The following is a 23,496-nucleotide window of genomic DNA, read 5'->3' as shown; positions in this document are numbered from 1 at the left end:
CATCCACTCGGGTGACACGGACACCGCCGCCGATTGGGTGATCTGACGAGGGGTCATGCGAAGGACGTACTCGTCCGGCGGTCAGGCGCCGGGCCGCCCGAAGTGCAGGAGAACGCGTCGTGCGCATGCCGGCCAACAGACTCACCACGAGAACGGCCCGGGGGCTGGCCGCGGCGGCCACGGCCGCCGTCATGATCCCGCTGGCCGCGAGCCCGGCCGTGGCGGCGGGCTCCGCCTACGGGAGCTGGAGTCCCGAGGTGCTGCACGTGCCCGTGACCGGCTTCCCCGACGCCACCTTCAGCACCGACAGCAGCTCGCCGTCCATCCCCGGCGGCGCCTCGACCTTCCTCAACGGCTCCACCCCCTTCGGCGCCGAGTACGGCAGCTCGCGCGGGCAGAACTACCTCGCCCTGCGCCCCTCGACCGGCGGCACCAACGGCCGGCCGTCGCTCACCACCGTCACCTTCGCCGCCGCCACCCCGGTCGGCTGGGGCTTCACCCTCGGCGACATCGACGCCGACCAGGTGCGGATCAGCGCGACCGGCGCGGGCGGTGTACGGCTGACGGCGGCGCAGCTCGGCTTCCAGTCGACCTTCAACTACTGCGTGGGCACGCCGAAGCCGTCCTCGTGCGGCTCCGGCCCGAACACCGACGTGCCCACCTGGGACCCCGCGACCTCGACGCTGCGCGGCAACGTGCTCGACACCAACGGCGCCTCCGGCTGGTTCCGCCCGACGGCCCCGGTGACCTCGGTCTCCTTCACCTACAGCGTGCTCAGCGGATCGCCGGTCTACCAGATCTGGATGGCCGCCCCGGACGCCGACATCAGCGGCACGGTCGCCTCGGACTGCGGCATCCCGCCCGGCACGTCGGTACGGCTGCGCACCGCGACCGGCGCCGCCGTGCTCGACAGCGCGGGCCAGCCGGTGGCGGCGGCCGTCGACGCCGACGGCGCGTACTCCTTCTCCGGCGTGGCCACCGGCCGCTTCCGGGTCGTGCTGCCGGTGCCCGCCGGGTACACGGCGACCGGCGCGACCAGCCGGACCGCCGACACCTCGGGCGGTGACGTGCGCGGCGCCGACTTCCGGATCGGCTGTACGCCCGAGCCCGCGCCGCCGGTGACCGTCCCCGGGAACGGCGGCCCGGTCCGGGTCCCGGTCACCCCCGACCGCGCGCCCCACACCCCGGTCACCGTCCCCGAGCCGCCGGACCACGGAAAGGTCGCGGTCGAGGGAGACCACCTCGTCTACACGCCCGACAAGGGCTACGCGGGCAAGGACTCCTTCATCTACAAGGTGACGGCGAAGGACGGGCAGCCGAAGTTCGTGAAGGTGAGCGTGGACGTCACCAGGCCGAAGCCGACGCCGACGCCGCCCAAGCCGCACCCCGCTCCCCCGGCCAACCACCCGCAGCCGCAGCAGACCGGCCCCGAACTGGCCGCCTCGGGCGCCGACGGTCCCCTCGCCATGGTCGCGGGCGGCCTCGTCGCCGCCGGGGCCCTCGCGGTGACCGCCACCCGCGCGCGGAAGCGCCGCCGCTGACCCCCCTGCCTTCGTGTACGGCTCCGCGCCCGCCGGTACGGTTCCCGGCGGGCGCGGTCACGTTCACCCGCGCGTCACCGCCCGAGGCCGCACTCCGCCCAGACCATCTTCCCGACGCCGTCCCGCTCCCCGACGCCCCAATGCCCGGGCCCCGCGACCGCGTTGACCAGCGCGAGCCCGCGCCCGTCCTCGTCGCTCTCCGCCGCGACCCGTGGCTCGGGCCGCCCGTCCCCCGCGTCGTGCACCTCGATCCGCACACCGCCAGGCGTCCGCACGTACCGCGTCTGCACATCGCGCCCGGCGACCCGCGCGTGCACGACGGCGTTCGTGAATAACTCCGACAGGATCAACACGGCGGAATCCGTGAGGTCTTCCAGTCCCCAGCCCTTGAGGGCCGTTTCCAGTTCGTGCCGCGCCCGCCCCACCGAACGCGGCGTACGCGGCCACAACCGGGCGACCGTTCGGGATTCGGCACCGGGCGGCTCGCCCGCCGATTCGTCGGACTGTCCAGGTGGTTCTCGGTGCATGGCCGTGCCTTCCCTCGTCGCCGAATCCCATTGACGTCGGGGCCCCCTTGTCGCCACGTCGGGGGCCCCGACGGAGGACTCACCCGGGCGCCCACGGGGAGTGGCGCCGCACGGGGGTCCTCGCCACCCGTCGCGGGGCGCGGCACCCACGCGACGGGAATCGGTACGTACTTGGCAGCGCCAAGCACCGCGCCGCATCGCGGTGCGAAGTAGCGCGTAGTACGAGAGTAGGCGCGGAATTGGCTGCGCCGCAACCAGAACAGGCGCACGCGTGCAATCCGGTGCGTCAACGGCGTCGCGTGGCCCTAGAGTTGTGCCCGGTACGTGACCGGGCGTGCCGAGGAGGGAGCCGACCCATGCCCGCAGGGGGACGGCCGACCGTGCGCAGCAGGCGACTCGGGTCGGCCCTGAAAAAGTACAGAACCGCAGCTCAGCTCGATCAACCACAGGCCGCCGAGGTGATCGCGGTCAGCGCCAGCAAGATCAGCCGCATCGAAACCGGCCACATCAGCACCCGCGTCATCGAACTGCGCCTGCTCCTCGACGCGTACGGCGTGACCGATCCCGAAGTGCGTTCTCGGCTCGAAGAGTTGGCCAAGGGGTCGAACCGGCGCGGTTGGTGGCTGGAGCACGCTGCGCACCTACGCGCGGACTACTTGGACCACATCTCGCTTGAGGATGACGCGACGTACATCCGCGAGTGGCAGCCCAACCTGATCCCCGGACTGCTCCAAGTCCCCGCGTACGCGGAGGCGGTGATCACAAGTGCTCCGCACTTCATCGACCCGGAGCGGGTCTCGCAGCTCGTCAAGGTGCGGCAGGACCGTCAGGTAAAAATCGACGAGGTCGAGGGCTCGGCGAACTACACGGTCATCATCTGGGAACCGGTGATCATCCACTCGATCGTCAAACCCGAGGTCTACCAACAGCAATTGGCCCATATTCTTGAGGTCGGCCAAAGGCAGAACGTGACGCTACAGGTGCTATCGATTTCAGCCGGAGTCAAGGCGTCAATGCCCGCCGCGTTTTCGAGCTTCTCCTTCGACAGCGAACCCGTGGTCGAGGCAGTCACGTTGGACAATCTCCGGGGGGCCTCCATCCTGGAAGCCGCCGAGGATTTGACCGCTTACGCTCTCGCATTTGATCAACTACGATCGGCAGCACTGGCCCCGGATGCAAGCGCGCGGCTCATCCGAGGCGCACTACAGAGAAGCAAGGACGACACAAAGTGACCCCTAAGGTAATAGGGCCCTTCCGGAAGTCCTCGTACTCCGGGGCGGAAAACAACTGCGTGGAGGTCGCCGCCACGGCCGGCGGAGGGCGGGCCGTGCGGGACAGCAAGGACCCGGCCGGTCCGAGCCTCTACTTCACGCCCACCGAGTGGACCGCCTTCCTCGCGGGTACGCGAAACGGCGAGTTCGCTCACTAAGGCACCACGCGCCACGCGAAGGCCCCCGGAGTCGCCACCGGGGGCCTTCGCCATGTCGGCGGGCCAACGGCATGCTGCCGTCGACCAGCGCGCGGAAGTACGGATTGTTCAGGACCCCGGTATCGGCGACGACGCGTTTGGCGTGCGCCGTCATCAACGGGGCTGCGGGCGCCCGCAGATGGGTGGTCACCGCTGTTCCCCTGGCAGGGCTCCCAGGAGGCGGTGGCCCCGGTCGGCCGGGTCGGTGCCCGAGCCGTCGGTGTCGATGACGAGCGCTGAGGGCCGCTGAGCGGGCCGGGTTGCGGCATCAGGTGGGCGCTTGAGGGGTGAGCGTGTGCTGGAGGCGGGTGATGGTCGCCCGCCAGGGGCCGTCAGGGGGCTCGTCCCAGAGCTCCAGCAGCTCGGAGGGTTCGGTGACGACCCGGTCCAGGGCCCTGAGGGCCGTGGCGCGCAGCGGTGTGAGGTCCGCGAGCGGCTGCTTCGGCCCGTAGTCGGGGTCGATGGGCTCACCGCCGGGGCACTGGGCGGCGACCAGAGCGGCGGCGGCCACGGCCTCTTCGGAGATGTCCGCGTCGAGGTCGCCCGTCGTGTCGATCACGCGGACGAGGGCGTCGCGGACGATGCCGGGGCGCGCGTCGGGGCTCGCCTCGTCGAGGGTGTCGCTGAGGTCCCACGCGGTGTCGTTGTCGAAGGGGCCGACGTGCCAGGTGCCCATGTGCTTCTCCCGCCGCTCAGACGGCCGCCGCGCCCAGCGCCTCCGTCAGGGCGCTGAGGGTGGGGCCGAGGGGCAGGTCGAGGGTGAGCGCGGCCAGGTCGTCGCCCCTGGTGGGGCCCTGGTTGACGATCGCCACCGGGGTGCCCTGGCGGGCGGCGCGGCGGACGAAGCGCAGCCCCGACATCACGGTGAGGGACGAGCCCAGGACGAGCAGGGCGGGGGCGGCGTCGACCAGGGCGAAGGCGCGGTGGACCCGCTCGGGCGGCACATTCTCGCCGAAGAAGACCACGTCCGGCTTGAGCGTGCCGGTGCCGCAGACCTCGCAGGGCACGAGCCGGAACCGCTCGGTGCTCCCCGCCGGGAGTTCGGCGTCGCCGTCCGCGTTGGTGTGGGCGACGGCGGTGGCGCGGAAGCCGGGGTTCGCCTCCTCCAGGCGCTCGTCCAGCCGCGTACGGTCGCTGAGGTCGCCGCAGTCCAGGCACACCACCCGGTCCAGCCTGCCGTGCAGGTCGATCGCCTCCGCCGTACCGGCCGCCGCGTGCAGCCCGTCCACATTCTGCGTGATCACCCCGGTCACCGCGCCCGCCCGCACGAGCCGCGCCACCGCCCGGTGCCCGTCGTTCGGCAGCGCCCGCGCGATCGTCCGCCACCCGAGGTGGCTGCGCGCCCAGTACCGGCGCCTGGCCGCCTCTTCCCCGACGAACTCCTGATACGTCATCGGCGCCGACGTCCGCCGCCGCCCCGTCACCCCGCGGTAGTCCGGAATCCCCGACTCCGTCGACAGCCCCGCCCCGCTGAGCACCACGGCCGGCCGCCCGGCCAGGAACCCGGCCAGCACGTCCACGCCTTCCCCTCGCCCCCTGCCGACCCCGGTCTCCATACCGGCAGCGTACGCCCGCCTGACGGGCGCTAGGGGCCTGTCCTAGGCCGTCACGTCGCGGGTGGTGAAGCGGGCCCATGCGGCCGAGCCGAAGACGGCGGCGTAGAGGGCCTGGAGGCCGAGGTTCTTGGCGATGCCGGTCCAGGTGACGGGGTCGCGGAGGATGTCGGCGAAGCTGAGCCAGTAGTGGGGGAAGAGGTAGGGCTGGAAGGCGTGGAGCTGGGGGATGTTGTCGATGATCTGGACGGTGATGAGCAGGCCGACGGTGGCGGCCATGGCGCCGATGCCGCTGTCGGTGAGGGTCGAGATGAACAGGCCCAGCGCGCCGATGCCGACCAGGGAGGCCGCGACCAGGACCGCGATCAGCAGGCAGCGCAGCATGCCGTCCGAGAGCGGGATCGTCGTGCCCGACAGCAGCGTGACGTCTCCGACCGGGAAGAGCGCGAAGCCGACGATCAGCGCCGAGACGGCGACCACCAGGGTGGCCGCCAGGCAGAAGGCCAGCACGGACGCGTACTTGGCGAGCAGCAGGCGGGTGCGGCCCGCCGGGGCCACCAGCAGATAGCGCAGCGTGCCGCCGCTGGCCTCGCCCGCGATCGAGTCGCCCGCGATCACCCCGATCGCCATCGGGAGGAAGAACGGGAGCGTGGCCGCCAGGGCGGCGAACGTCAGGAACAGGCCGTTGTTGCTCACCTGCTCGATGAACGCCGGGCCGTTGCCGTTCCCGTCCGGCCCCCCGCCCCCGCCGAGCGACCCCCCGTTACGCGTCTCGATCCGCACCGCCACGCCGACCAGCAGCGGCACCCCCGCCAGCACCGCGAACAGCGCCAGCGTCCGCCACCGCCGGAACACGGTGACCAGCTCCGACCGGAACAGCCCGAAGCTCCAGAGCAGCCGGGGCGTACGCGGCCCGAACGGCGGCTCGGTGGCCACGGTGCCCGCGGCGGCTCCGGCTTCGGTCCCGGGGGGATCGGTGGCGGGCCCGGAGGGCCGGGCGGCGGGCTCCGGGGGCGATGCGGCCTCCGGGCGGGCCGGGCCCGGGGCGGGGGTCGGCTCAGGTCGCGGCCCGGCCGCAGGCCGGTTCTGGTCGACCGCAGGCCGGTTCTGGTCGGCGCTCGAAGCGGCCGGCTCCGTTTCAGCCCGCGACATCGAAGCCCTCTCCCGTCAGGGCGACGAACGCGTCCTCCAGGGAGGCGCGTTCGAGGCCGAAGCCGCGGACGCGGACGCCCGCGGCGACCAGCGCGGCGTTGAGGTCGGCGAGGTCCGGCGGGGCGGGGGGCAGTTCGCCGCTGACGCGTTGGCCGTCGGTGAGGAGGGCGCCGACGCCGTGTTCGGTGAGCACGCGGGCCGCCTCCGCCGGGTCCGGTGTGGTGACGACGAGCCGCCCGCGCGTACCGGCCGCGAGGTCGGCCACCGGCCCCTGCGTGAGGAGCCGGCCGCGCGCCATGACGGCCGCGTGCGTACAGACCTGCTCGATCTCGTCCAACAGGTGCGAGGAGAGGAAGACGGTGGTGCCGTCGGCGGCCAACTCCCTTACCAGGGAGCGGATTTCGCGCATGCCCTGCGGATCGAGCCCGTTCGTGGGCTCGTCGAGGACCAGCAGCTCGCGCGGCTGGAGCAGGGCGGCGGCCAGTCCGAGCCGCTGCTTCATGCCCAGCGAGTACGCCTTCGCCTTCTTCGGGCCCGCCGCCGTGAGCCCGACCCGGTCCAGCGCGGAGCCCACCCTGGCCCGGCGCGTACGCGGGTCGGCCGTCGGGTCGGCCGCGTCGTACCGCAGCAGATTGTCCCGGCCGGACAGGAAGCCGTAGAGGGCCGGGCCCTCGATCAGCGCGCCCACCTTGGGCAGCACCGTGCGCTGTGCGCCCGGCATCGGGCGGCCCAGCACCCGCGCCGTGCCCGCCGTCGGCGCGATCAGGCCCATCAGCATCCGGATCGTCGTCGTCTTCCCCGAGCCGTTGGGGCCCAGGAAACCGAAGACGCTGCCGCGCGGCACCCGCAGGTCCAGGCCGTCCACGGCGAGCGTGCCGCGGTACCGCTTCGCGAGGCCGCGCGTCTCGATCACCACGTCGGCGGCGTCCGCCGCGGGCACGGTCACCGCGTCGTACGCGCTCGACCCGTTCGGCCCGGCGGCCTGCGGCTGCTGCATCGCGCTCCTCTGCGACGGGGACTGGGAAGTGTACGGCGCACGCCGCGCCCGGCCGGAACTCCCGGCTCCGGGCCTGAGCCCGGACCCGCTTCCGCCCGCGCCCGGTGGGTGCCCCCCGGACAGGGACGGGCACCCACCGACTGGCGTGCGAGCGACGCTACTTCGCCGCGTTCGCCGCGTCCGTCAGCGCGGACTGCGTCACCGCGCCCACGTACAGGGTGCCCTTGTCGGTCAGGAGGGCGTTGACCAGGCGGGTGTGGAAGACGGTGCCGGAGCCGAAGTCACCGGTGACGTGCCGACCGAAGCTGTTGAGCAGGGACTGGGCGTCGCCGCCGCCCTTGCCGTGCGCGTTCTTGTCGGCGCCGGAGGGCAGGCCGCCGGGCGACGTGATGACGGCGATGGAGTCCCAGCCCTTGCCGATGACGGTGGGCTCGGCGCCGGAGGTGTGACCGGTGCCGTTGACACCGTCGAAGCCGGGCAGGCCGGTGACACCGTCAAACCCCTTCTGGCCCTTGGCGACGGCGTCGGACTCCTTGCCGGCCTCGGTGACCTTCGTGCCCTTGGGCGGGGTGAAGGTGAAGGTCGACGCGGACGGCTTGCCGAAGCTCACCTTCGTGAAGCCGATGTCCACGATGGCCTTGCCGCCGCCCTTGGGCGAGAGCGTGAACTTCAGCGGGACGCCGGTCTTGGAGTCGACGGCGATACGGATCGCGCCGACCGTGGTCTTGTCCGCGTGCTGCGGGGTGACCAGGAGTTGGTACGCGCTGTGGCCCGCGACACGCGCGGTGCCGTCCACGGTGACCGAGGCCGTACCGTCGGCGGCCTTGAGCACCTGCTGGGCGGCGGCCTGCGGGGTGGCCGGGAAGTCCTGGGACCGGGCCCTGCTGTCGGCGCCGCCCTTGGCGTCGGCCGGGGCGGTCGCGTGATACGCCTCGTTGGACCCGCTGTCGTAGCCCCAGACCTCGGTGCCGTTGTGGATCAGGCTGTACTCGGCGGTGGGCTCGATGATCGAGACCTTCTGCCGGTCGGGGCCGTCCGCCGCCACGTGCAGGGTGTGCGAACCGGCCAGGAGCTGGGTGAGCTGGGCCTGCGGGGCCGCGGCCGAGCCCTTGCCGTCCTTGCCGTCCTTGCCGGACGGGCCCGCGGCGCTCGCGGCGCCGCCGAACAGGCTGCTCGCCGCGCCGCCGGACAGGACGTCGGGCAGCCCGAGGTCCGTACTGACCTTCACCGAGCCCGACACCGTCTGGGTGTCGGACGCCGCGATCTTCGTGAGCAACTGCTCCGCCGTCAGCGTGGGCAGCGACGGGCTGCCGGTGTCCGCGAGCGCGGGTACGAGGCTGATGGTCGCCGCCGCCACCCCCGCCACCGCGACGGGCACCGCGTACCGCATGGCCTTGCGTCCCCGCCCCCTGCCGGGCTCGTCCGATTCCGGGTGCTCCGGAAACTGTGCCGGTTGGATCCGTGCCATCGCGTCTCTACCTCCGTCGTCGCGGCGGTTCACTGCCTCGCACTCGTCCGCTCCCCGGGCCATTGTCGCCCGGTCCGCCGTGAAGTGGACGTCTCCATCACACCAAAACGGCCAACCCGCCACATCAGCCGACGGATGCAACCCTGTGTACGTCCCCGGGATGACAGACCCCGACGCCGTACTCGGGTCGGCGCAGGGCGCCACCTAGGGGACGCCGGCGATCCGACCTCACCGGCCGGTGCACGTCGCCGATGCAGCCCGACGCGGGGGCCCGACGCCGGGGCCCCACGCGGGAGCCCGACGCGGGGGCTAGCCCGCCCGGTGCACCACGATGTCGCACAGCGCCGCCAGCGCCAGCTTCGCCGTGCACTCCGGCAGCGGCGCGAGGGCGGCGCGCGCCTCGTCGGCGTACCGGAGGGTGTCACGGCGGGCCTGTTCGAGCGCGGGGTGGCCGCGCAGGAGGCTCAGGGCCTCGCCGTGCAGGGCGTCGTCGGTGAGGTCGCCGTCGAGGAGCTGGTTGAGGCGGCGGTCGGTGGCCGAGACGCCGCCCGCGGCCTGCTGGTACAGACGGCGTACGTGCAGGATCGGCAGCGTGGCGATGCCCTCGCGCAGGTCGGTGCCCGGGGTCTTGCCGGACTCGTGGCTGTCGCTGGTGATGTCGAGGAGGTCGTCGGCGAGCTGGAAGGCCAGGCCGATGCGCTCGCCGTACTGGGTGAGGGTGTGCACGACCGTCTCGTCCGCGCCGGACATCATCGCGCCGAACCGCCCGGACACGGCCATCAGCGAACTGGTCTTGCCCGCGAGGACGTCCAGGTAGTGGTCGATCGGATCGCGGCCGTCGCGCGGTCCGACCGTCTCCAGGATCTGGCCGGTGACCAGCCGTTCGAAGGACTCCGCCTGGACGCGTACGGCCTCGGGGCCGAGGTCGGCCAGGATGTGCGAGGCGCGGGAGAAGAGGAAGTCGCCGGTCAGGATGGCGACGGAGTTGCCCCAGCGGGCGTTGGCGCTGGGCACGCCGCGGCGCACCTCGGCCTCGTCCATGATGTCGTCGTGGTAGAGCGTGGCCAGGTGGGTCAGCTCGACCACGACGGCCGCGGGGACCACCCGGGGCGCGTGCGGGTCGCCGAACTGGGCCCCGAGCATCACCAGGAGTGGCCGGAAGCGCTTGCCTCCCGCCTTGAGGAGGTGGCGCGCGGCGTCGGTGATGAACGGGACATCACTCTTGGTGGCCTCCAGCAGGCCCTCTTCGACGGCCGAGAGACCGGCCTGGACGTCGGCCTCAAGGGCCTCGTCCCACACGCTCAGCCCGAAGGGCCCGACGACGGTCACGAGGGGTACTCCTGTCGCTGATCTGGCTTCTGGCGGGGTCTGAGGGGCGGCACTGTCTACACGGGCAGCGTAGCCGGTCGGCTGTGGATCACCGCCGGGGCATCGCCCTGGAAGCGGGGTCGCGGCGTACCGGAAGCGAGGTTCCGGAATTCCCCCCGGATTCGCCCCGTATTCGCCGCGGCTTCCTCACGGGTTCCCCGCTCCGGCCGCACCGATTCCTCACTCCGGCGGCGCGGCTTCCCCCGCCCTACCCCTCGGCTTTCCCCGTCCCTGCCCCTCGGCTACCCCCGCTCCGGCACTACACCAGGCCGCCTCCGACCGGGACGGTTATGATCCGTAATGCCGGTTTTAGCGACGTAAAGACCGCCCGGAAGGGATGATGGCCGATTCGGGCGGTTGACCGAAGAACGTTCACCATTACGTAAGACGGTCCCGCAACATGGTCAACTACACTCGCGGCAGCAACAGGTGACATGTCCTCGCTTCGGGGTAGACCCCACGGGTAATCCCCGGGGAAACCCCCCAAGGAAAGAGAGGAGGTGGATCGATGGCAGCCGACCTGCGGGAAGACGAGGCGGAGGCCCACGTGCGCGGGGTCTGCTTCAAAACGGGTCCGCCCGCACGCACCGGTGTGGAATTGGAGTGGCTGGTCCACGACCGCTCCGATCCGCTGTCCCTGATATCCGTCGACCGGCTGGACGCGGCCCTCGCGCCCGTCGAACAGCCGGGCGGGCTGCCCAGCGGCAGCAGGCTCACCCGTGAGCCGGGCGGCCAGGTGGAGCTCAGCTCCCGGCCCGCCGACACCCTCGCCGCCTGCGTCGACTCCATGGCCGCCGATCTCGCGGCACTGCGACAGGCGACCGACGAGGCCGGACTCGTCCTCGTGGGACGCGGGCTCGACCCGTTCCGCGACCCTCCCCGCGTGCTCGACCATCCCCGCTACCGGGCCATGGAGAGCTTCTTCGACCGCGACGGCCCGTGGGGCCGCACGATGATGCGGCGCACCGCCGCCCTTCAGGTGAACCTCGACGCGGGCGACGACTCCGCGGGCACCTCCGGCTACCGCTTCCGCTGGGAGCTGGCGCACCGGATCGGCCCGGTCCTGGTCGCGGCCTTCGCGAATTCGCCGGTCCAGGGCGGTACGCCGACCGGCTGGGTCTCCACCCGGCAGGCGGTCTGGAGCCGGATGGACCCCAGCCGCACCCGGCAGCCGGGGCACGACGAGGACCCCCGTACCGCGTGGACGCGGTACGCCCTCGACGCGCGCCTGCTGTGCGTACGCGAGGGGCCCACCGACAGCAGCGGCGTCTGGGACGCCGCCCAGCCCGACTGGTCGGTGCCGGGCGACCTGACCTTCCGCGCATGGCTGCGGGGCGCGCCGGGCGTGCGGGCGCCGACCGTGGACGACCTCGACTACCACCTCAGCACGCTCTTCCCGCCGGTCCGCCCGCGCGGCTGGCTGGAGCTGCGGATGACCGACGCGCAGGACGGCGACGACTGGATCGTCCCGACCGTGCTGACGGCGACACTGCTGGACGACCCCGTCGCCGCCGAGGCCGCCCACGCGGCCACCGAGCCGCTCTGCGAGGACGGCGATCCGATGCCGTCCGAGGAGATGTGGCGGCGCGCCGCCCGGGTCGGCCCCGCCGACCCCGTCATCGGCGAGGCCGTACGGGCCTGTTTCGACGCCGCGGCCGGTGCGCTGGCGCGTACCGACGCCCCGGCGGCCCTGCGGCTGGCCGTCGCCGACTTCGCCGAGCGCTATCCAGAACGCGGACGATGTCCCGCCCATGACCAGTTGGACGCGCTGCGCCGCGTCTGACCCTCCGGAAGGCATGTCGTGACAAACCCTCGTACCGACGGCCGGAACACGGCCGAAAACAGTGCCTCACCCGGCACTTCCCTCACTTCTGGCGCATCCAGCACTTCGGACGCTTCCGCCACGCCTGGCTCGGCATCGGGTGCTTCGGGCGCTTCGCGTGCTTCGGGCGGTGCTGACGGGTCCGGTGGGTCCGGGGCTTCCGGCGGGTCCGGGGCTTCCGGTGGCTCAGGCGGCTCCGGCGGCTTTGATGTCAAGGCGCGGGCGCTCGCCGCGCTGGAGACCGCCCGGCGCAGGACCATGGCCCTCACCGACTGCGTGGACGACGCGGATCTGGCCGCGCAGCACTCGCCGCTGATGTCCCCGCTGGTCTGGGACCTGGCGCACATCGGCAACCAGGAAGAGCTGTGGCTGGTCCGTGAGGCCGGCGGCAGGCCGGGCCTGCGGCCCGACCTCGACCAGCTCTACGACGCCTTCCAGCACCCGCGCGCCGACCGTCCCGCGCTGCCGCTGCTCGGCCCCGACGAGGCCAGGGCGTACGTGGCGGAGGTACGCGCCGAGACCGTCGACGTACTGGACGCCGTCGACACCTCGCCCAACGACTCGCCGTCCCTGAAGCGGGAGCGGGCGGAACGGCTGCTCGCGGACGGCTTCGTCTTCGGGATGCTCGCCCAGCACGAGCAGCAGCACGACGAGACGATGCTCGCCACCCATCAGCTCCGCAGCGGCCCGGCCGTCCTGGAGGCCCCCGAGCCTCCGCAGGCGCCCGCGGACGCGGCCGTGCTGCCCGCCGAAGTCCTCGTCCCCGGCGGCCCGTTCACGATGGGCACCAGCACCGAGCCGTGGGCGCTGGACAACGAGCGCCCCCAGCACACCGTGGACGTCGCCGCCTTCTGGCTGGACACCGTGCCGGTCACCAACGGCGACTACCTCGCCTTCATCGCGGCGGGCGGCTACCAGGACGCCCGCTGGTGGACCGAGGAGGGCTGGCGGCACGTCCAGGACGCGGGCCTCGAAGCGCCGCTCTTCTGGTCGTACGACGACGGCGCCTCCGTCTGGACCCGGCGCGTCTTCGGCCGGACCGAGCCCGTACGGGTCAACGAGCCGGTCGTGCACGTGTGTTGGTACGAGGCCGACGCGTACGCCCGCTGGGCCGGGCGGCGGCTGCCGACCGAGGAGGAGTGGGAGAAGGCGGCGCGGCACGACCCGGCGACCGGGCGCTCGCTGCGCTACCCGTGGGGTGACGCCGATCCCGGTCCCGAGCACGCCAATCTCGGCCAGACGCACCTGCGGCCCGCGCCCGCGGGCAGTTACCCGGCCGGTGCGGCGCCCTGCGGCGCGCGTCAACTCCTGGGCGACGTATGGGAGTGGACGTCCTCGGACTTCGCGCCGTACCCGGGCTTCGAGGCGTTCCCGTACAAGGAGTATTCCGACGTCTTCTTCGGTCCCGACTACAAGGTGCTGCGCGGCGGGTCGTTCGGCGCGGACCAGGTGGCGGCGCGCGGGACCTTCCGCAACTGGGACTATCCGATCCGGCGGCAGATCTTCTCCGGGTTCAGGACGGCGCGGGACGCGTCGGGGCCGGGGGCAGGGTCCGGGTCGGCGTCCGGGTCGGCGTCCACGTCTCCGTCCGGGTCGGCGTCCACGTCTCCGTCCGCGTCCGCGTCCCCGGAAGCCGGGCGCGGCTGATGTGCCGTCATCTCGCGTACGTCGGGCCGCCGTTGACGCTGGCCCGGCTGCTCACCGAGCCGTCGCGCGGACTGTACGAGCAGTCGTGGCAGCCGCGGCTCCAACGGCACGGCACGGTGAACGCGGATGGTTTCGGCGTGGGTTGGTACCCGCTGGAGCCCTCGCCCGAGGAGGGTGACGAGGGCTTTCCGCTCCCCGCCCGTTACCGGCGGGCCGTACCCGTCTGGTCGGACGCCAACTTCACCGAGCTGGCCCGGACGATCCGGGCCGGCGCCGTCCTGGCGGCGGTACGGTCCGCGACCGCGGGCACCACGCAGGACGAGTCGGCCGCCGCGCCCTTCCGTGACGGCCGCTGGCTGTTCAGCCACAACGGCGCCGTCGCCGACTGGGAGCGGCTGCCGACCGATCTGACCTCCGCCGAACTGCTGGGCCTCGCGTCCCACAGCGACTCGGCGCTGTTGTGGGCGCTGCTCACCCGGCGGCTGCGGCAGGGCCAGCCGCCGGGCGGGGCGCTCGCCTCCGTCGTACGTGAGGTCGCCGCCGCCCGGCCGACCGCGCGGCTCAATCTGCTGCTCACGGACGGCCGGACGATCGCGGCCACGGCGTACGGGGACACGCTGTGGTTCCGTACCGGCCGCGATGTGCCGGGGTCCGCGGAGGCCGTGGCCTCCGGGGGGTCCGTGCTCGTCGCCTCGGAGCCGGACGACGCTCCGGGCGACTGGCACGAAGTCCCGGACCGGTCGCTGCTGTTGGCGACCACCGAGGGCGTACGGATCATCCCGCTGCGCCCGCCGACCCCTGTCCGTACCGACCGCGAGGACGCCCGGGGCAAGGACCGCACACGCGAGGACCCGCACCCGCACCTTATGGAGGAGAGCAGCATGGACGAGAGCCGCACGGGTGGCAGCCGCTTCACCCTCGACGACCGGCTGCCCGCCGACTACTTCACGACCTCACTGCGCGCCGACGTGCTCGGCGGGCTCACCACCGCGCCGCGCACCCTGCCGCCCAAGTGGTTCTACGACAAGCGCGGCAGCGATCTCTTCGAGCAGATCACGCGGCTGCCGGAGTACTACCCGACCCGCGCCGAGCAGGAGATCCTGACCCGCAGGGCCCCCGAGATCGCGCAGCTCACCCGGGCCGCGACCCTGATCGAGCTGGGCTCGGGCTCCTCCCGCAAGACGCGGCTGCTGCTCGACGCGCTGACCTCGGGCGGCACGCTGTCGCGCTACGCGCCGCTGGACGTCAGCGCGTCCGCGCTCGAAGAGGCCGGTGAGGCGATCGTCCGCGACTACCCGGGGCTGCGCGTCGCCGCGACCGTCGCCGACTTCGAGAGCGGTCTCGCGCTGTCCGACGAGCCGGGCCCGCGCCTGCTGGCCTTCCTCGGCAGCACCATCGGCAACTTCGACGCGGCCCAGCGCCGCGCCTTCTACCGGACGCTGTCCCTCTCCCTCACCAGCGACGACGTCCTGCTCCTCGGCGCCGACCTGGTCAAGGACCCGGACGTCCTGATCCGCGCCTACGACGACTCGCAGGGCATCACCGCCGAGTTCAACAAGAACGTCCTGCACGTGCTCAACCGCGAACTCGGCGCCGACTTCGACCCCGACGCCTTCGACCACGTCGCCCTGTGGAACACCGACCACGAGCGGATCGAGATGCACCTGCGCTCCCGTACCGCCCAGACCGTCAAGATCCCCGACCTCGACCTCACCACCGGCTTCACCCCCGGCGAGCACCTGCGCACCGAGATCTCCTGCAAATTCCGCCGCGACTCCCTCACGGCCGAACTCCACGAAGGCGGCTTCACCGTCCGCCACTGGTGGACCGACCCCCAGTCCCGCTTCGCCCTCCTCCTCGCCGTCCCCAACTGACCCCGCCCCGTCCCCCGGGTCCCCCGGACCACCGCGGGCCCCGGGGGCGGGCTGCTCAAGGCGGCCGGTCTGCACGGGACGCGCGCCTTCCGCTACGGCAGGAGGAGGACGCGGCCGAGGTTGGTGCGGGTGTCGAGGGCGTGGTGGGCGGCGGGGGCCTCGGAGAGGGGGAAGGTGGCGTGGACGGCGGTGCGGAGGCGGCCGGAGGCGGCGAGGGCGGCGGCCTCGTGGAGGTCGGCCTCGGCGGCGGCGGGGTCGGCGGCGCGCCAGGCGAGGAGTGAGAAGCCGGTGACGGACTTGAGGGCGAACAGGTCGGTGACCGGGACGGCGTTCAGCTCGCCGCCGGCCGCGCCGTAGACGACGGCCCGGCCGTAGGGGGCCAGGAGGTCGATGCCGCGGCGCAGGGTGTCGCCGCCGACGGAGTCCAGGACGACGTCGACGGCGCCGTTGGGGGCCGCTTTCCTCACCTGGTCCGGCCAGTCGGGGGCGGTGTAGTCGACGGCGGCGTCGGCGCCGTGGTCGCGGACGAAGTCCAGTTTGGCGGGGCCGCCCGCCGTGCCGATGACGGTGCCCGCGCCGAGGAGCCTGGCGAGTTGTACGGCGATGTGCCCGATGCCGCCCGCGGCGGCGTGGACGAGGACGGTCTCGCCCGCCGCGAGGCGGCCCGCACGCAGCGCGCCGAGGGCGACCGGGACGGCCAGCGGGAGCATGCTGGCGGGGCCGGGGGCGAGGCCGTCGGGGACGGGCACGAGCCAGGCGGCGTCGGCGGTCACGTACTCGGCGAAGGCGTCCTCGGCCAGGGCGGCGACGCGGCGGCCGAGCAGGCCGGGGTCGGCGCCGGGGCCCACGGCCTCGACCGTGCCGACGACGTCGCCGGTGAGGACGCCGGGCAGCGGGCGGTGGAAGATCGAGCCCTCGGGGGCGCCGCGCCGGAATCGGGTGTCGATGAAATTCGCGCCGATCGCCTCGGCCCTGATCAGCACCTCGCCGGGGCCGGGCACCGGGGTCTCGGCCTCCTCCAGCGTGAGAACGTCGGGGCCGCCGTACTCGTGATACCGGACACGTCGCATGATGGATCTCCTCAGGGATCGACTCGGCACCCGACTAAAGTGGACCGCCGGTCAAGTTGATGCGACCGTACTGGACCGTCGGTCCAGTTGTCCATGCCTGTCTTGCCCCTGCCCTACGCCTTGCCTATGCCGGACGGAGCCGTGCCATGACAGAGGGCCAGCCGCCCGCGCCGCGTCCCGAACGGGCCGACGCGGCCCGCAACCGGCGCGCGATCCTGCGGGCCACCGAGGAACTGCTGGCCGCGCACCGGCCGGAGGAGATCTCCATGGAGCGGGTCGCGGAGGCGGCCGGCGTCGGCAAGGGCACCGTCTTCCACCGCTTCGGCAACCGCGCCGGGCTCATGCGGGCCCTGATGGAGGACCGCGCGCTCGCGCTGCACGAGGACGTGACCTCGGGGCCGCCGCCGCTCGGCCCCGGCGCGCCGCCCCGCGAGCGCCTGCTGGCCTTCCTGGACGCCGTCTCCGCCGTCATCGCCCGCAACAAGGGCCTCATGGCCGCCCTCGGCCACGCGGCGGCCGTCGCCCCGCGCGGCGGGCAGTGCGAGTCGGAGGCGGAAGTGGGCGACGCGCACCCCGTCTACGGCTTCTGGCACGCCCACCTCAGCGCGCTCCTGCGCGAGGCCCGCCCCGACGCTCCCCCCGCCTTCGATCCCGGTCTCCTGGCCCACCTCCTGCTCTCCTGCTTCAGCGGCGTCCCCGTCCTGCGGCTGCTGGAGTCGGGCGAAGGGGAGCGGGTCGCGGCGGGCGTACGGCAGTTGGCCACCGCGCTGGTGGACCGGGAGGAGTGGACGTGACGCACGCTCAGGGCGCGCCCAGCCCGTCCGGCACCCCCGCCCCGTCCGGCACCCCCGCCCCCTCCGGCGCCTTCGATGCCTTCGATGCCTTCGACGCCTTCGAGCGCCGGGCCTGGGGCGGGAAGGCCGACGCCTACGCGCGCAGCTTCGGCCTGCTGTGCGCCCACCCGGTGCCGGAGTTGCTGGACGCCGCCCTGGACATCGCCCTGGACGCCACCGGGGCAACGGCCGGGGGCCGGATGCTCGACGTGGGCGCCGGTACGGGGACGGTCGCGGCGGCGGCCCTGGCTCGCGGGGCCGAGGTCACGGCGGTGGACGCCGAGCCCTCCATGGTGGCCGCCGCCGCGCGGGCGCTGCCGGGAGCGGACGTACGGCTCGCCACGCTGCCGCAACTCCCCTTCCCCGACGGGGAATTCGACGCGGTCATCGGCAACTTCGTCCTCAACCACGTGGGGCGGCCACGCGCCGCCCTGGCCGAACTGCGCCGCGTCACCCGCCCCGGCGGCCGTATCGCGGTCACCGTCTGGGGCTACCCGCCCGCGCCCGGCCAGTCCCTGCTCGGCCGCGCGGTGGCCGCCGCCGGGGTCCCCCGGCCGCCCGACTTCCCCACGCTCGCGCCCGACGAGGACTTCCCCCGCACCGAAGCGGGCCTGACCGGGCTCTTCGCCGACGCCCGCCTCCCGGGGGCGACGGCCCGCACGCTCGCCTGGGACCACCGCGTCGACCCCGACACCTGGTGGTCGGGGCCCGCCGCGGGCATCGCCTCGGTCGGCCAGCTCCTCACCGCCCAGCCGCCGTCCGTCGTCGCGGCCGTCCGCGCCGAATTCGACCGCCTGGCCGCGGAGTTCACGACCCCCGAGGGGCTCCTGGCCCTCCCCCACACCGCCGTGCTCGCCGTCGCGGACGTGCCCCGTCACGGCCGCCCGCCGCGCACGCACCGCGCCCGCACGCCCCCCACGCGCCGCGCCCCCGGGGCCCCTTGAGGGGGCACCCGGGGGCGCGGCGGCGAGGAGACGGTCAGCGGACGAACACGCCCGCCTTGTCGGCGAGATCCAGGAAGTACTGGGGGGCCAGACCCAGCACGATCGTGACGGCAACCCCTATGGCGATGGCGGTGGACGTCAGCGGGCTCGGCACCGCGACGGACGGACCGTCCGCCTTCGGCTCGCTGAAGAACATCAGCACGATCACGCGGATGTAGAAGAAGGCCGCGATGGCCGACGAGATGACACCGACGATGACCAGCGGCATCGCACCGCCCTGCGCCGCGGCCTTGAACACCGCGAACTTCCCCGCGAAACCGGACGTCAGCGGGATGCCCGCGAAGGCCAGCAGGAACACGGCGAAGACGGCAGCGACCAGCGGCGAGCGCCGCCCGAGACCGGCCCACCGCGACAGGTGCGTGGCCTCGCCGCCCGCGTCGCGCACCAGCGTGACGACGGCGAAGGCGCCGAGGGTCACGAAGGAGTACGCGGCGAGGTAGAACAGGACGGAGGAGACGCCCTCCTTGTCGGTGGCGATCACGCCCGCCAGGATGAACCCGGCGTGGGCGACCGAGGAGTAGGCCAGCAGCCGCTTCACATCGGTCTGGGTGACGGCGATGATCGCGCCCGCCAGCATCGTGAGGATGGCGACGCCCCACATGACGGGCCGCCAGTCCCAGCGCAGTCCGGGCAGGACGACGTACAGCAGCCGCAGCAGCGCGCCGAAGGCGGCGACCTTGGTGGCGGCGGCCATGAAGCCGGTGACCGGGGTCGGCGCGCCCTGGTAGACGTCCGGGGTCCACATGTGGAACGGGACGGCGCCGACCTTGAAGAGCAGGCCGACCGCGACCATCGCGAAGCCGATCAGGAGCAGCGCGTCGTTGCCGGTGCTGTTGGCGAGCGCCGGGGTCATCGGGGCGGTGCCGTCGATGACCGAGGCGATGCCGCCGTAGGTGACCGTGCCCGAGTAGCCGTAGAGCAGGGCGATCCCGAAGAGCAGGAAGGCCGAGGAGAAGGCGCCGAGCAGGAAGTACTTGACGGCGGCTTCCTGCGACAGCAGGCGGTTGCGGCGGGCCAGCGCGCACAGGATGTACAGCGGCAGCGAGAAGACCTCGAGGGCGACGAAGAGCGTCAGCAGGTCGTTCGCCGCCGGGAAGACCAGCATGCCGCCGACCGCGAAGAGCAGCAGCGGGAAGACCTCTGTGGTGGTGAAACCGGCCTTGACCGCGGCCTTCTCCTGCTCGCCGCCGGGGACGGCGGAGCCCTGGGCCGCGAAGGAGTCGACGTTGTTGCCGTGCGCCTTCGGGTCCAGGCGCCGTTCGGCGAAGGTGAAGACGGCCACGATCGCCACCAGCAGGATCGTGCCCTGGAGGAAGAGCGCGGGACCGTCCACGGCGACCGCGCCCATCGCGGCGACATGCGCCTTCGTGGTGCCGTACCCCTTCTCGGCGAGCGCGACCACGGCGGCGAAGGCCGCCGCGAGACCGACCACGGCGAGGACGAGCTGCGCGGTGTAACGGGAGCGGCGCGGCAGGAACGCCTCAAGGAGGATGCCCACCATCGCCACGCCGAAGACGATCAGCACCGGCGAGAGCTGGGCGTACTCGATGTCCGGCTTCGGGATCTTGTCGGCGACCGGAGCGGCCGTCGTCCACAAGCTGTGGACGGCGCCCACACCTACGGCTCCCTTGTCTGCTGCGCTCACTTCTTCGCCTCCAGCGCGGGCTTGGGATCGGTCTTGTGCACGTCGGAGAGCGTGTGCTTGACCGACGGGTTGAGGATGTCGGTCACCGGCTTCGGGTACACGCCCAGGAAGAGCAGCAGCGCGATCAGCGGTGCCACGACGACCAGTTCACGTACCTTCAGGTCGGACATGCCCTCGATCCCGGCCTTGACCGGGCCGGTCATCGTGCGCTGGTAGAGCACCAGCACGTACAGCGCGGCGAGCACGATGCCCAGCGTGGCGATGATGCCGAGCACCGGGTAGCGGCTGAACGTGCCGACCAGTACGAGGAATTCGCTGACGAAGGGCGCCAGGCCCGGCAGCGACAAGGTGGCGAGGCCGCCGATCAGGAAGGTGCCCGCCAGTACCGGCGCCACCTTCTGCACACCGCCGAAGTCGGCGATGAGCCGCGAGCCGCGCCGGGTGATCAGGAAGCCCGCGACCAGCATCAGCGCGGCCGTCGAGATGCCGTGGTTGACCATGTACAGCGCGGCGCCGCTCTGCCCCTGGGTGGTCATCGCGAAGATGCCCAGGATGATGAAGCCGAAGTGCGAGATCGAGGCGTACGCGATCAGCCGCTTGATGTCCCGCTGGCCGACGGCGAGCAGCGCGCCGTAGATGATGCCGATCACGGCCAGGACCAGGATCACCGGGGTCGCCCACTTGGACGCCTCGGGGAAGAGCTGGAGGCAGTAGCGCAGCATCGCGAAGGTGCCGACCTTGTCGACGACCGCGGTGATCAGTACGGCGACCGGCGCGGTGGACTCGCCCATCGCGTTCGGCAGCCAGGTGTGCAGCGGCCACAGCGGCGCCTTCACCGCGAAGGCGAAGAAGAAGCCGAGGAACAGCCAGCGCTCGGTGGACGTCTCGATGTGCAGCTTCCCGGAACCGCGCGCGGCCAGGATCTCCTGGAGCGAGAAGGTGCCGGTGCCGAGCTGCTTGGCGGTGACCGCGTACAGGCCGATCACCGCGGCGAGCATGATCAGGCCGCCCGCCAGGTTGTACAGCAGGAACTTGACCGCCGCGTACGACCGCTGCCGTGCCGCCTCTTCCTCACCGGCCGCGTGGGCCCGGTCGCCGAAGCCGCCGATGAGGAAGTACATCGGGATGAGCATGGCTTCGAAGAAGATGTAGAAGAGGAAGACGTCGGTGGCCTCGAAGGAGAGCACCACCATGGCCTCGACCAGCAGGATCAGCGCGAAGAAGCCCTGCGTGGGACGCCACTTGAGGTGCGGGTTGCCCGCGGCGGAGCCGCTGGGAGCCGCGGTCTCCAGAGGCTCGGCGTCGTGCCAGCCGGCCAGCATCACGAAGGGGATCAGCAGCGCGGTCAGGGCGATCAGGGCGACGGCGATGCCGTCCACGCCAAGGTCGTAGCGGAGCCCGAAGTTCTTGATCCAGGCGTGCGACTCGGTGAGCTGATAGCGGTCGCCGCCCGGATCGAAGCGGACCAGCGCGGCGATCGCCAGACCGAGCGTGCCCAGCGAGAAGACCAGCGCCGTGTACTTGGCGGCGGTCCTCTTCGCCGCGGGCACGGCCGCGGTGACGACAGCGCCTACCGCGGGCAGCGCGGCGGTGACCGTGAGGAGGGGAAAGGACATGAGCTATCAGACCGCCCTCATGAGAAGAGTCGCGGCGACCAGCACCGCGGAGCCGCCGAGCATCGAGACGGCGTACGACCGTACGTAGCCGTTCTGGAGCTTGCGGAGGCGGCCGGAGAGGCCGCCGACCGAGGCGGCCGTGCCGTTGACGACGCCGTCGACCAGGGAGTGGTCGAGGTAGACCAGCGAGCGGGTGAGGTGCTCGCCGCCGCGGACGAGGACGACGTGGTTGAAGTCGTCCTGGAGCAGGTCGCGGCGGGCCGCCCGGGTCAGCAGCGAACCGCGCGGCGCGACGGCGGGGACGGACCTGCGGCCGTACAGCATCCAGGCGATGCCGACGCCGATGACCAGCGCCACCATCGTGCCGCCGGTGACGGTGCCCGCGCTGATCGGCGAGTCGCCCTCGGCGTGCCCGGTGACCGGCTCCAGCCACTTCACAAAGGAGGAGTTGATGCTGAACAGGCCACCGGCCAGGACCGAGCCGAAAGCCAGGATGATCATCGGGATGGTCATCGACTTGGGCGACTCGTGCGGGTGCGGCTCGTGGCCCTCGGCGTCCGGCACCCAGCGCTTCTCGCCGAAGAAGGTCATCAGCATCACGCGCGTCATGTAGAAGGCGGTGATCGCGGCGCCCAGCAGGGCGCAGCAGCCGAGGATCCAGCCCTCGGCGCCGCCCTTGGCGAAGGCCGCCTCGATGATCTTGTCCTTGGAGAAGAAGCCGGACAGGCCGGGGAAGCCGATGATCGCCAGGTAGCCGAGACCGAAGGTGACGAAGGTGACCGGCATGTACGTGCGCAGGCCGCCGTAACGCCGCATGTCGACCTCGTCGTTCATGCCGTGCATGACCGAACCGGCGCCCAGGAACAGCCCGGCCTTGAAGAAGCCGTGCGTGACCAGGTGCATGATCGCGAAGACGTAGCCGATCGGGCCGAGCCCGGCCGCCATGATCATGTAGCCGATCTGCGACATCGTCGATCCGGCGAGCGCCTTCTTGATGTCGTCCTTCGCGCAACCGACGATCGCACCGAACAGCAGCGTGACCGCGCCGACGGTGACGACGGCGGTCTGCGCGTCGGGCGCCGCGTTGAAGATCGCGCCGGAGCGGGTGATCAGGTAGACGCCCGCGGTCACCATGGTCGCGGCGTGGATCAGGGCCGAGACCGGGGTCGGGCCCTCCATCGCGTCGCCGAGCCAGGACTGGAGCGGCACCTGGGCCGACTTGCCGCACGCGGCCAGCAGCAGCATGAAGCCGATGCCGGTGATCGTGGCGTGCTGCGTGGTCGAGGCGTCCGCGGCCCGCGGCAGGATGTCCGCGAAGGCGAACGAGCCGAAGGTGGTGAACATCAGCATGATGGCCACCGACAGGCCGATGTCGCCGACCCGGTTGACCAGGAACGCCTTCTTCGCCGCGGTCGCCGCGCTCGGCTTGTGCTGCCAGAAGCCGATCAGCAGGTACGAGGCGAGGCCGACGCCCTCCCAACCGGCGTACAGCAGGAAGTAGTTGTCGGCCAGCACCAGCAGCAGCATCGCCGCGAGGAACAGGTTGAGGTAGCCGAAGAAGCGGCGGCGGCGCTCGTCGTGCTCCATGTAGCCGATCGAGTAGATGTGGATCAGCGTGCCCACACCGGTGATCAGCAGCACGAACGTCATCGACAACTGGTCGAGCTGGAAGCCGACATCGGCGCGGAAACCGCCGACCGGCACCCAGGTGAACAGGTGCGAGTGCAGGCCACGCGCGTCGGCGTCCTTGCCCAGCATGTTGGCGAACAGCACCACGCCGAGCGCGAACGACGCCAGGGCGAGCAGCGTGCCGAGCAGGTGGCCGAAGCGGTCGAGCCGCCGGCCTCCGGTCAGCAGGATGCCCGCGCCCAGCAGCGGCGCCGCGACGAGCAGTCCGATCAGGTTCTCCAC

General features: G+C 72.5%; 19 protein-coding genes and 1 pseudogene. 9 read left to right on the top strand and 11 right to left on the bottom strand.

What is annotated here, in order from left to right; genetic code table 11:
- The first annotated feature begins 125 nt into the window (after window positions 1-125).
- Window positions 126-1,541, top strand: coding sequence for an Ig-like domain-containing protein (locus ACIP4Z_RS17910; protein WP_401309100.1), 1,416 nt, complete (start codon window positions 126-128; stop codon window positions 1,539-1,541).
- Window positions 1,542-1,615: 74 nt separating this feature from the next.
- Here the strand turns inward: ACIP4Z_RS17910 and ACIP4Z_RS17905 are convergent, their stop codons facing one another.
- Complete coding sequence (locus ACIP4Z_RS17905; RefSeq protein ID WP_355340396.1) at window positions 1,616-2,068, bottom strand: ATP-binding protein; 453 nt, start codon at window positions 2,066-2,068, stop codon at window positions 1,616-1,618.
- Between the two features lie 356 nt (window positions 2,069-2,424).
- Between ACIP4Z_RS17905 and ACIP4Z_RS17900 the strand changes: the two genes are divergently transcribed.
- Both ACIP4Z_RS17900 and ACIP4Z_RS17895 read left to right on the top strand, forming a co-directional pair.
- On the top strand, window positions 2,425-3,300 hold the full coding sequence (locus ACIP4Z_RS17900) for a helix-turn-helix transcriptional regulator (protein ID WP_355340399.1): 876 nt from the start codon (window positions 2,425-2,427) through the stop codon (window positions 3,298-3,300).
- The gene (locus tag ACIP4Z_RS17895; RefSeq protein WP_355340402.1) at window positions 3,297-3,497 is read left to right on the top strand and encodes a DUF397 domain-containing protein; all 201 of its coding nucleotides are present in this window, start codon (window positions 3,297-3,299) and stop codon (window positions 3,495-3,497) included. The genes ACIP4Z_RS17900 and ACIP4Z_RS17895 overlap by 4 nt, the downstream gene beginning before the upstream one ends.
- A 307-nt stretch (window positions 3,498-3,804) precedes the next feature.
- Here the strand turns inward: ACIP4Z_RS17895 and ACIP4Z_RS17890 are convergent, their stop codons facing one another.
- From ACIP4Z_RS17890 to ACIP4Z_RS17865, 6 genes are all read right to left on the bottom strand, one after another.
- Window positions 3,805-4,212, bottom strand: coding sequence for a DUF4259 domain-containing protein (locus ACIP4Z_RS17890; protein WP_401309095.1), 408 nt, complete (start codon window positions 4,210-4,212; stop codon window positions 3,805-3,807).
- Window positions 4,213-4,228: 16 nt separating this feature from the next.
- Window positions 4,229-5,092: an NAD-dependent protein deacetylase gene (locus ACIP4Z_RS17885; RefSeq protein ID WP_401309093.1), complete on the bottom strand. Its 864-nt coding sequence runs from the start codon at window positions 5,090-5,092 to the stop codon at window positions 4,229-4,231.
- A 42-nt stretch (window positions 5,093-5,134) separates the two neighbouring features.
- Window positions 5,135-6,025 carry an ABC transporter permease gene (locus ACIP4Z_RS17880; protein WP_401309090.1) on the bottom strand — a complete coding sequence of 297 codons (891 nt, stop codon included), beginning with the start codon at window positions 6,023-6,025 and terminating at the stop codon, window positions 5,135-5,137.
- 202 nt (window positions 6,026-6,227) lie between these two features.
- On the bottom strand, window positions 6,228-7,238 hold the full coding sequence (locus tag ACIP4Z_RS17875) for an ABC transporter ATP-binding protein (RefSeq protein ID WP_401309087.1): 1,011 nt from the start codon (window positions 7,236-7,238) through the stop codon (window positions 6,228-6,230).
- Window positions 7,239-7,395: 157 nt separating this feature from the next.
- On the bottom strand, window positions 7,396-8,706 hold the full coding sequence (locus ACIP4Z_RS17870; protein ID WP_401309085.1) for an outer membrane lipoprotein carrier protein LolA: 1,311 nt from the start codon (window positions 8,704-8,706) through the stop codon (window positions 7,396-7,398).
- Window positions 8,707-9,015: 309 nt separating this feature from the next.
- A complete protein-coding gene (locus tag ACIP4Z_RS17865; protein WP_355340417.1) occupies window positions 9,016-10,035 on the bottom strand; it encodes a polyprenyl synthetase family protein in 1,020 nt (339 codons plus the stop codon).
- A 547-nt stretch (window positions 10,036-10,582) separates the two neighbouring features.
- On the opposite strand from ACIP4Z_RS17865, the gene egtA reads away from it, so the two are divergent.
- The 4 genes and pseudogenes from egtA to egtD all read left to right on the top strand — a co-directional run bounded on the left by egtA (window position 10,583) and on the right by egtD (window position 15,417).
- Complete coding sequence (egtA, locus tag ACIP4Z_RS17860; protein ID WP_355340420.1) at window positions 10,583-11,857, top strand: ergothioneine biosynthesis glutamate--cysteine ligase EgtA; 1,275 nt, start codon at window positions 10,583-10,585, stop codon at window positions 11,855-11,857.
- Window positions 11,858-12,154: 297 nt separating this feature from the next.
- On the top strand, window positions 12,155-13,543 hold the full coding sequence (egtB, locus tag ACIP4Z_RS17855) for an ergothioneine biosynthesis protein EgtB (protein WP_401309082.1): 1,389 nt from the start codon (window positions 12,155-12,157) through the stop codon (window positions 13,541-13,543).
- Window positions 13,543-14,316: pseudogene (egtC, locus tag ACIP4Z_RS17850) on the top strand (ergothioneine biosynthesis protein EgtC); the annotation flags it as partial. The gene egtB and the pseudogene egtC, both read left to right, overlap by 1 nt.
- Window positions 14,317-14,424: 108 nt before the next feature.
- Window positions 14,425-15,417: an L-histidine N(alpha)-methyltransferase gene (gene egtD, locus ACIP4Z_RS17845; RefSeq protein WP_355340722.1), complete on the top strand. Its 993-nt coding sequence runs from the start codon at window positions 14,425-14,427 to the stop codon at window positions 15,415-15,417.
- A 92-nt stretch (window positions 15,418-15,509) separates the two neighbouring features.
- Here egtD and ACIP4Z_RS17840 read toward each other — a convergent pair whose 3' ends face one another.
- Entirely contained in the window at window positions 15,510-16,487 is a 978-nt protein-coding gene (locus tag ACIP4Z_RS17840) for a zinc-binding alcohol dehydrogenase family protein (protein ID WP_401309079.1), read from the bottom strand.
- 146 nt (window positions 16,488-16,633) lie between these two features.
- Here ACIP4Z_RS17840 and ACIP4Z_RS17835 point away from each other — a divergent pair, with 146 nt between their 5' ends.
- Entirely contained in the window at window positions 16,634-17,281 is a 648-nt protein-coding gene (locus tag ACIP4Z_RS17835; RefSeq protein ID WP_391163496.1) for a TetR family transcriptional regulator, read from the top strand.
- On the top strand, window positions 17,278-18,264 hold the full coding sequence (locus tag ACIP4Z_RS17830; RefSeq protein WP_401309075.1) for a class I SAM-dependent methyltransferase: 987 nt from the start codon (window positions 17,278-17,280) through the stop codon (window positions 18,262-18,264). The genes ACIP4Z_RS17835 and ACIP4Z_RS17830 overlap by 4 nt, the downstream gene beginning before the upstream one ends.
- A gap of 34 nt (window positions 18,265-18,298) precedes the next feature.
- Here the strand turns inward: ACIP4Z_RS17830 and nuoN are convergent, their stop codons facing one another.
- The 3 genes from nuoN to nuoL are packed head-to-tail and all read right to left on the bottom strand — an operon-like array spanning window position 18,299 to window position 23,496.
- On the bottom strand, window positions 18,299-19,969 hold the full coding sequence (nuoN, locus tag ACIP4Z_RS17825) for an NADH-quinone oxidoreductase subunit NuoN (RefSeq protein WP_355340423.1): 1,671 nt from the start codon (window positions 19,967-19,969) through the stop codon (window positions 18,299-18,301).
- On the bottom strand, window positions 19,966-21,585 hold the full coding sequence (locus ACIP4Z_RS17820; RefSeq protein ID WP_355340426.1) for an NADH-quinone oxidoreductase subunit M: 1,620 nt from the start codon (window positions 21,583-21,585) through the stop codon (window positions 19,966-19,968). Before ACIP4Z_RS17820 ends, nuoN begins: the two co-directional genes overlap by 4 nt.
- A gap of 6 nt (window positions 21,586-21,591) precedes the next feature.
- Complete coding sequence (gene nuoL / locus ACIP4Z_RS17815) at window positions 21,592-23,496, bottom strand: NADH-quinone oxidoreductase subunit L (RefSeq protein ID WP_355340429.1); 1,905 nt, start codon at window positions 23,494-23,496, stop codon at window positions 21,592-21,594.

Origin of the sequence: Streptomyces sp. NPDC088910, assembly GCF_044749865.1 — a bacterium.
GTDB lineage: Bacteria > Actinomycetota > Actinomycetes > Streptomycetales > Streptomycetaceae > Actinacidiphila.
Note: the sequence above shows the minus strand (reverse complement) of the source record. Positions and strands in the feature narration are given on the sequence as shown.

Coding starts and splice junctions, on each gene's coding strand:
- ACIP4Z_RS17910 (WP_401309100.1), top strand. CDS start 126: ATGCCGGCCAACAGACTCACCACGAGAACGGCCCGGGGGCTGGCCGCG.
- ACIP4Z_RS17905 (WP_355340396.1), bottom strand. CDS start 2,068: ATGCACCGAGAACCACCTGGACAGTCCGACGAATCGGCGGGCGAGCCG.
- ACIP4Z_RS17900 (WP_355340399.1), top strand. CDS start 2,425: ATGCCCGCAGGGGGACGGCCGACCGTGCGCAGCAGGCGACTCGGGTCG.
- ACIP4Z_RS17890 (WP_401309095.1), bottom strand. CDS start 4,212: ATGGGCACCTGGCACGTCGGCCCCTTCGACAACGACACCGCGTGGGAC.
- ACIP4Z_RS17885 (WP_401309093.1), bottom strand. CDS start 5,092: ATGGAGACCGGGGTCGGCAGGGGGCGAGGGGAAGGCGTGGACGTGCTG.
- ACIP4Z_RS17875 (WP_401309087.1), bottom strand. CDS start 7,238: ATGCAGCAGCCGCAGGCCGCCGGGCCGAACGGGTCGAGCGCGTACGAC.
- ACIP4Z_RS17870 (WP_401309085.1), bottom strand. CDS start 8,706: ATGGCACGGATCCAACCGGCACAGTTTCCGGAGCACCCGGAATCGGAC.
- egtA (WP_355340420.1), top strand. CDS start 10,583: ATGGCAGCCGACCTGCGGGAAGACGAGGCGGAGGCCCACGTGCGCGGG.
- egtB (WP_401309082.1), top strand. CDS start 12,155: ATGGCCCTCACCGACTGCGTGGACGACGCGGATCTGGCCGCGCAGCAC.
- egtD (WP_355340722.1), top strand. CDS start 14,425: ATGGACGAGAGCCGCACGGGTGGCAGCCGCTTCACCCTCGACGACCGG.
- ACIP4Z_RS17840 (WP_401309079.1), bottom strand. CDS start 16,487: ATGCGACGTGTCCGGTATCACGAGTACGGCGGCCCCGACGTTCTCACG.
- ACIP4Z_RS17835 (WP_391163496.1), top strand. CDS start 16,634: ATGACAGAGGGCCAGCCGCCCGCGCCGCGTCCCGAACGGGCCGACGCG.
- ACIP4Z_RS17820 (WP_355340426.1), bottom strand. CDS start 21,585: ATGTCCTTTCCCCTCCTCACGGTCACCGCCGCGCTGCCCGCGGTAGGC.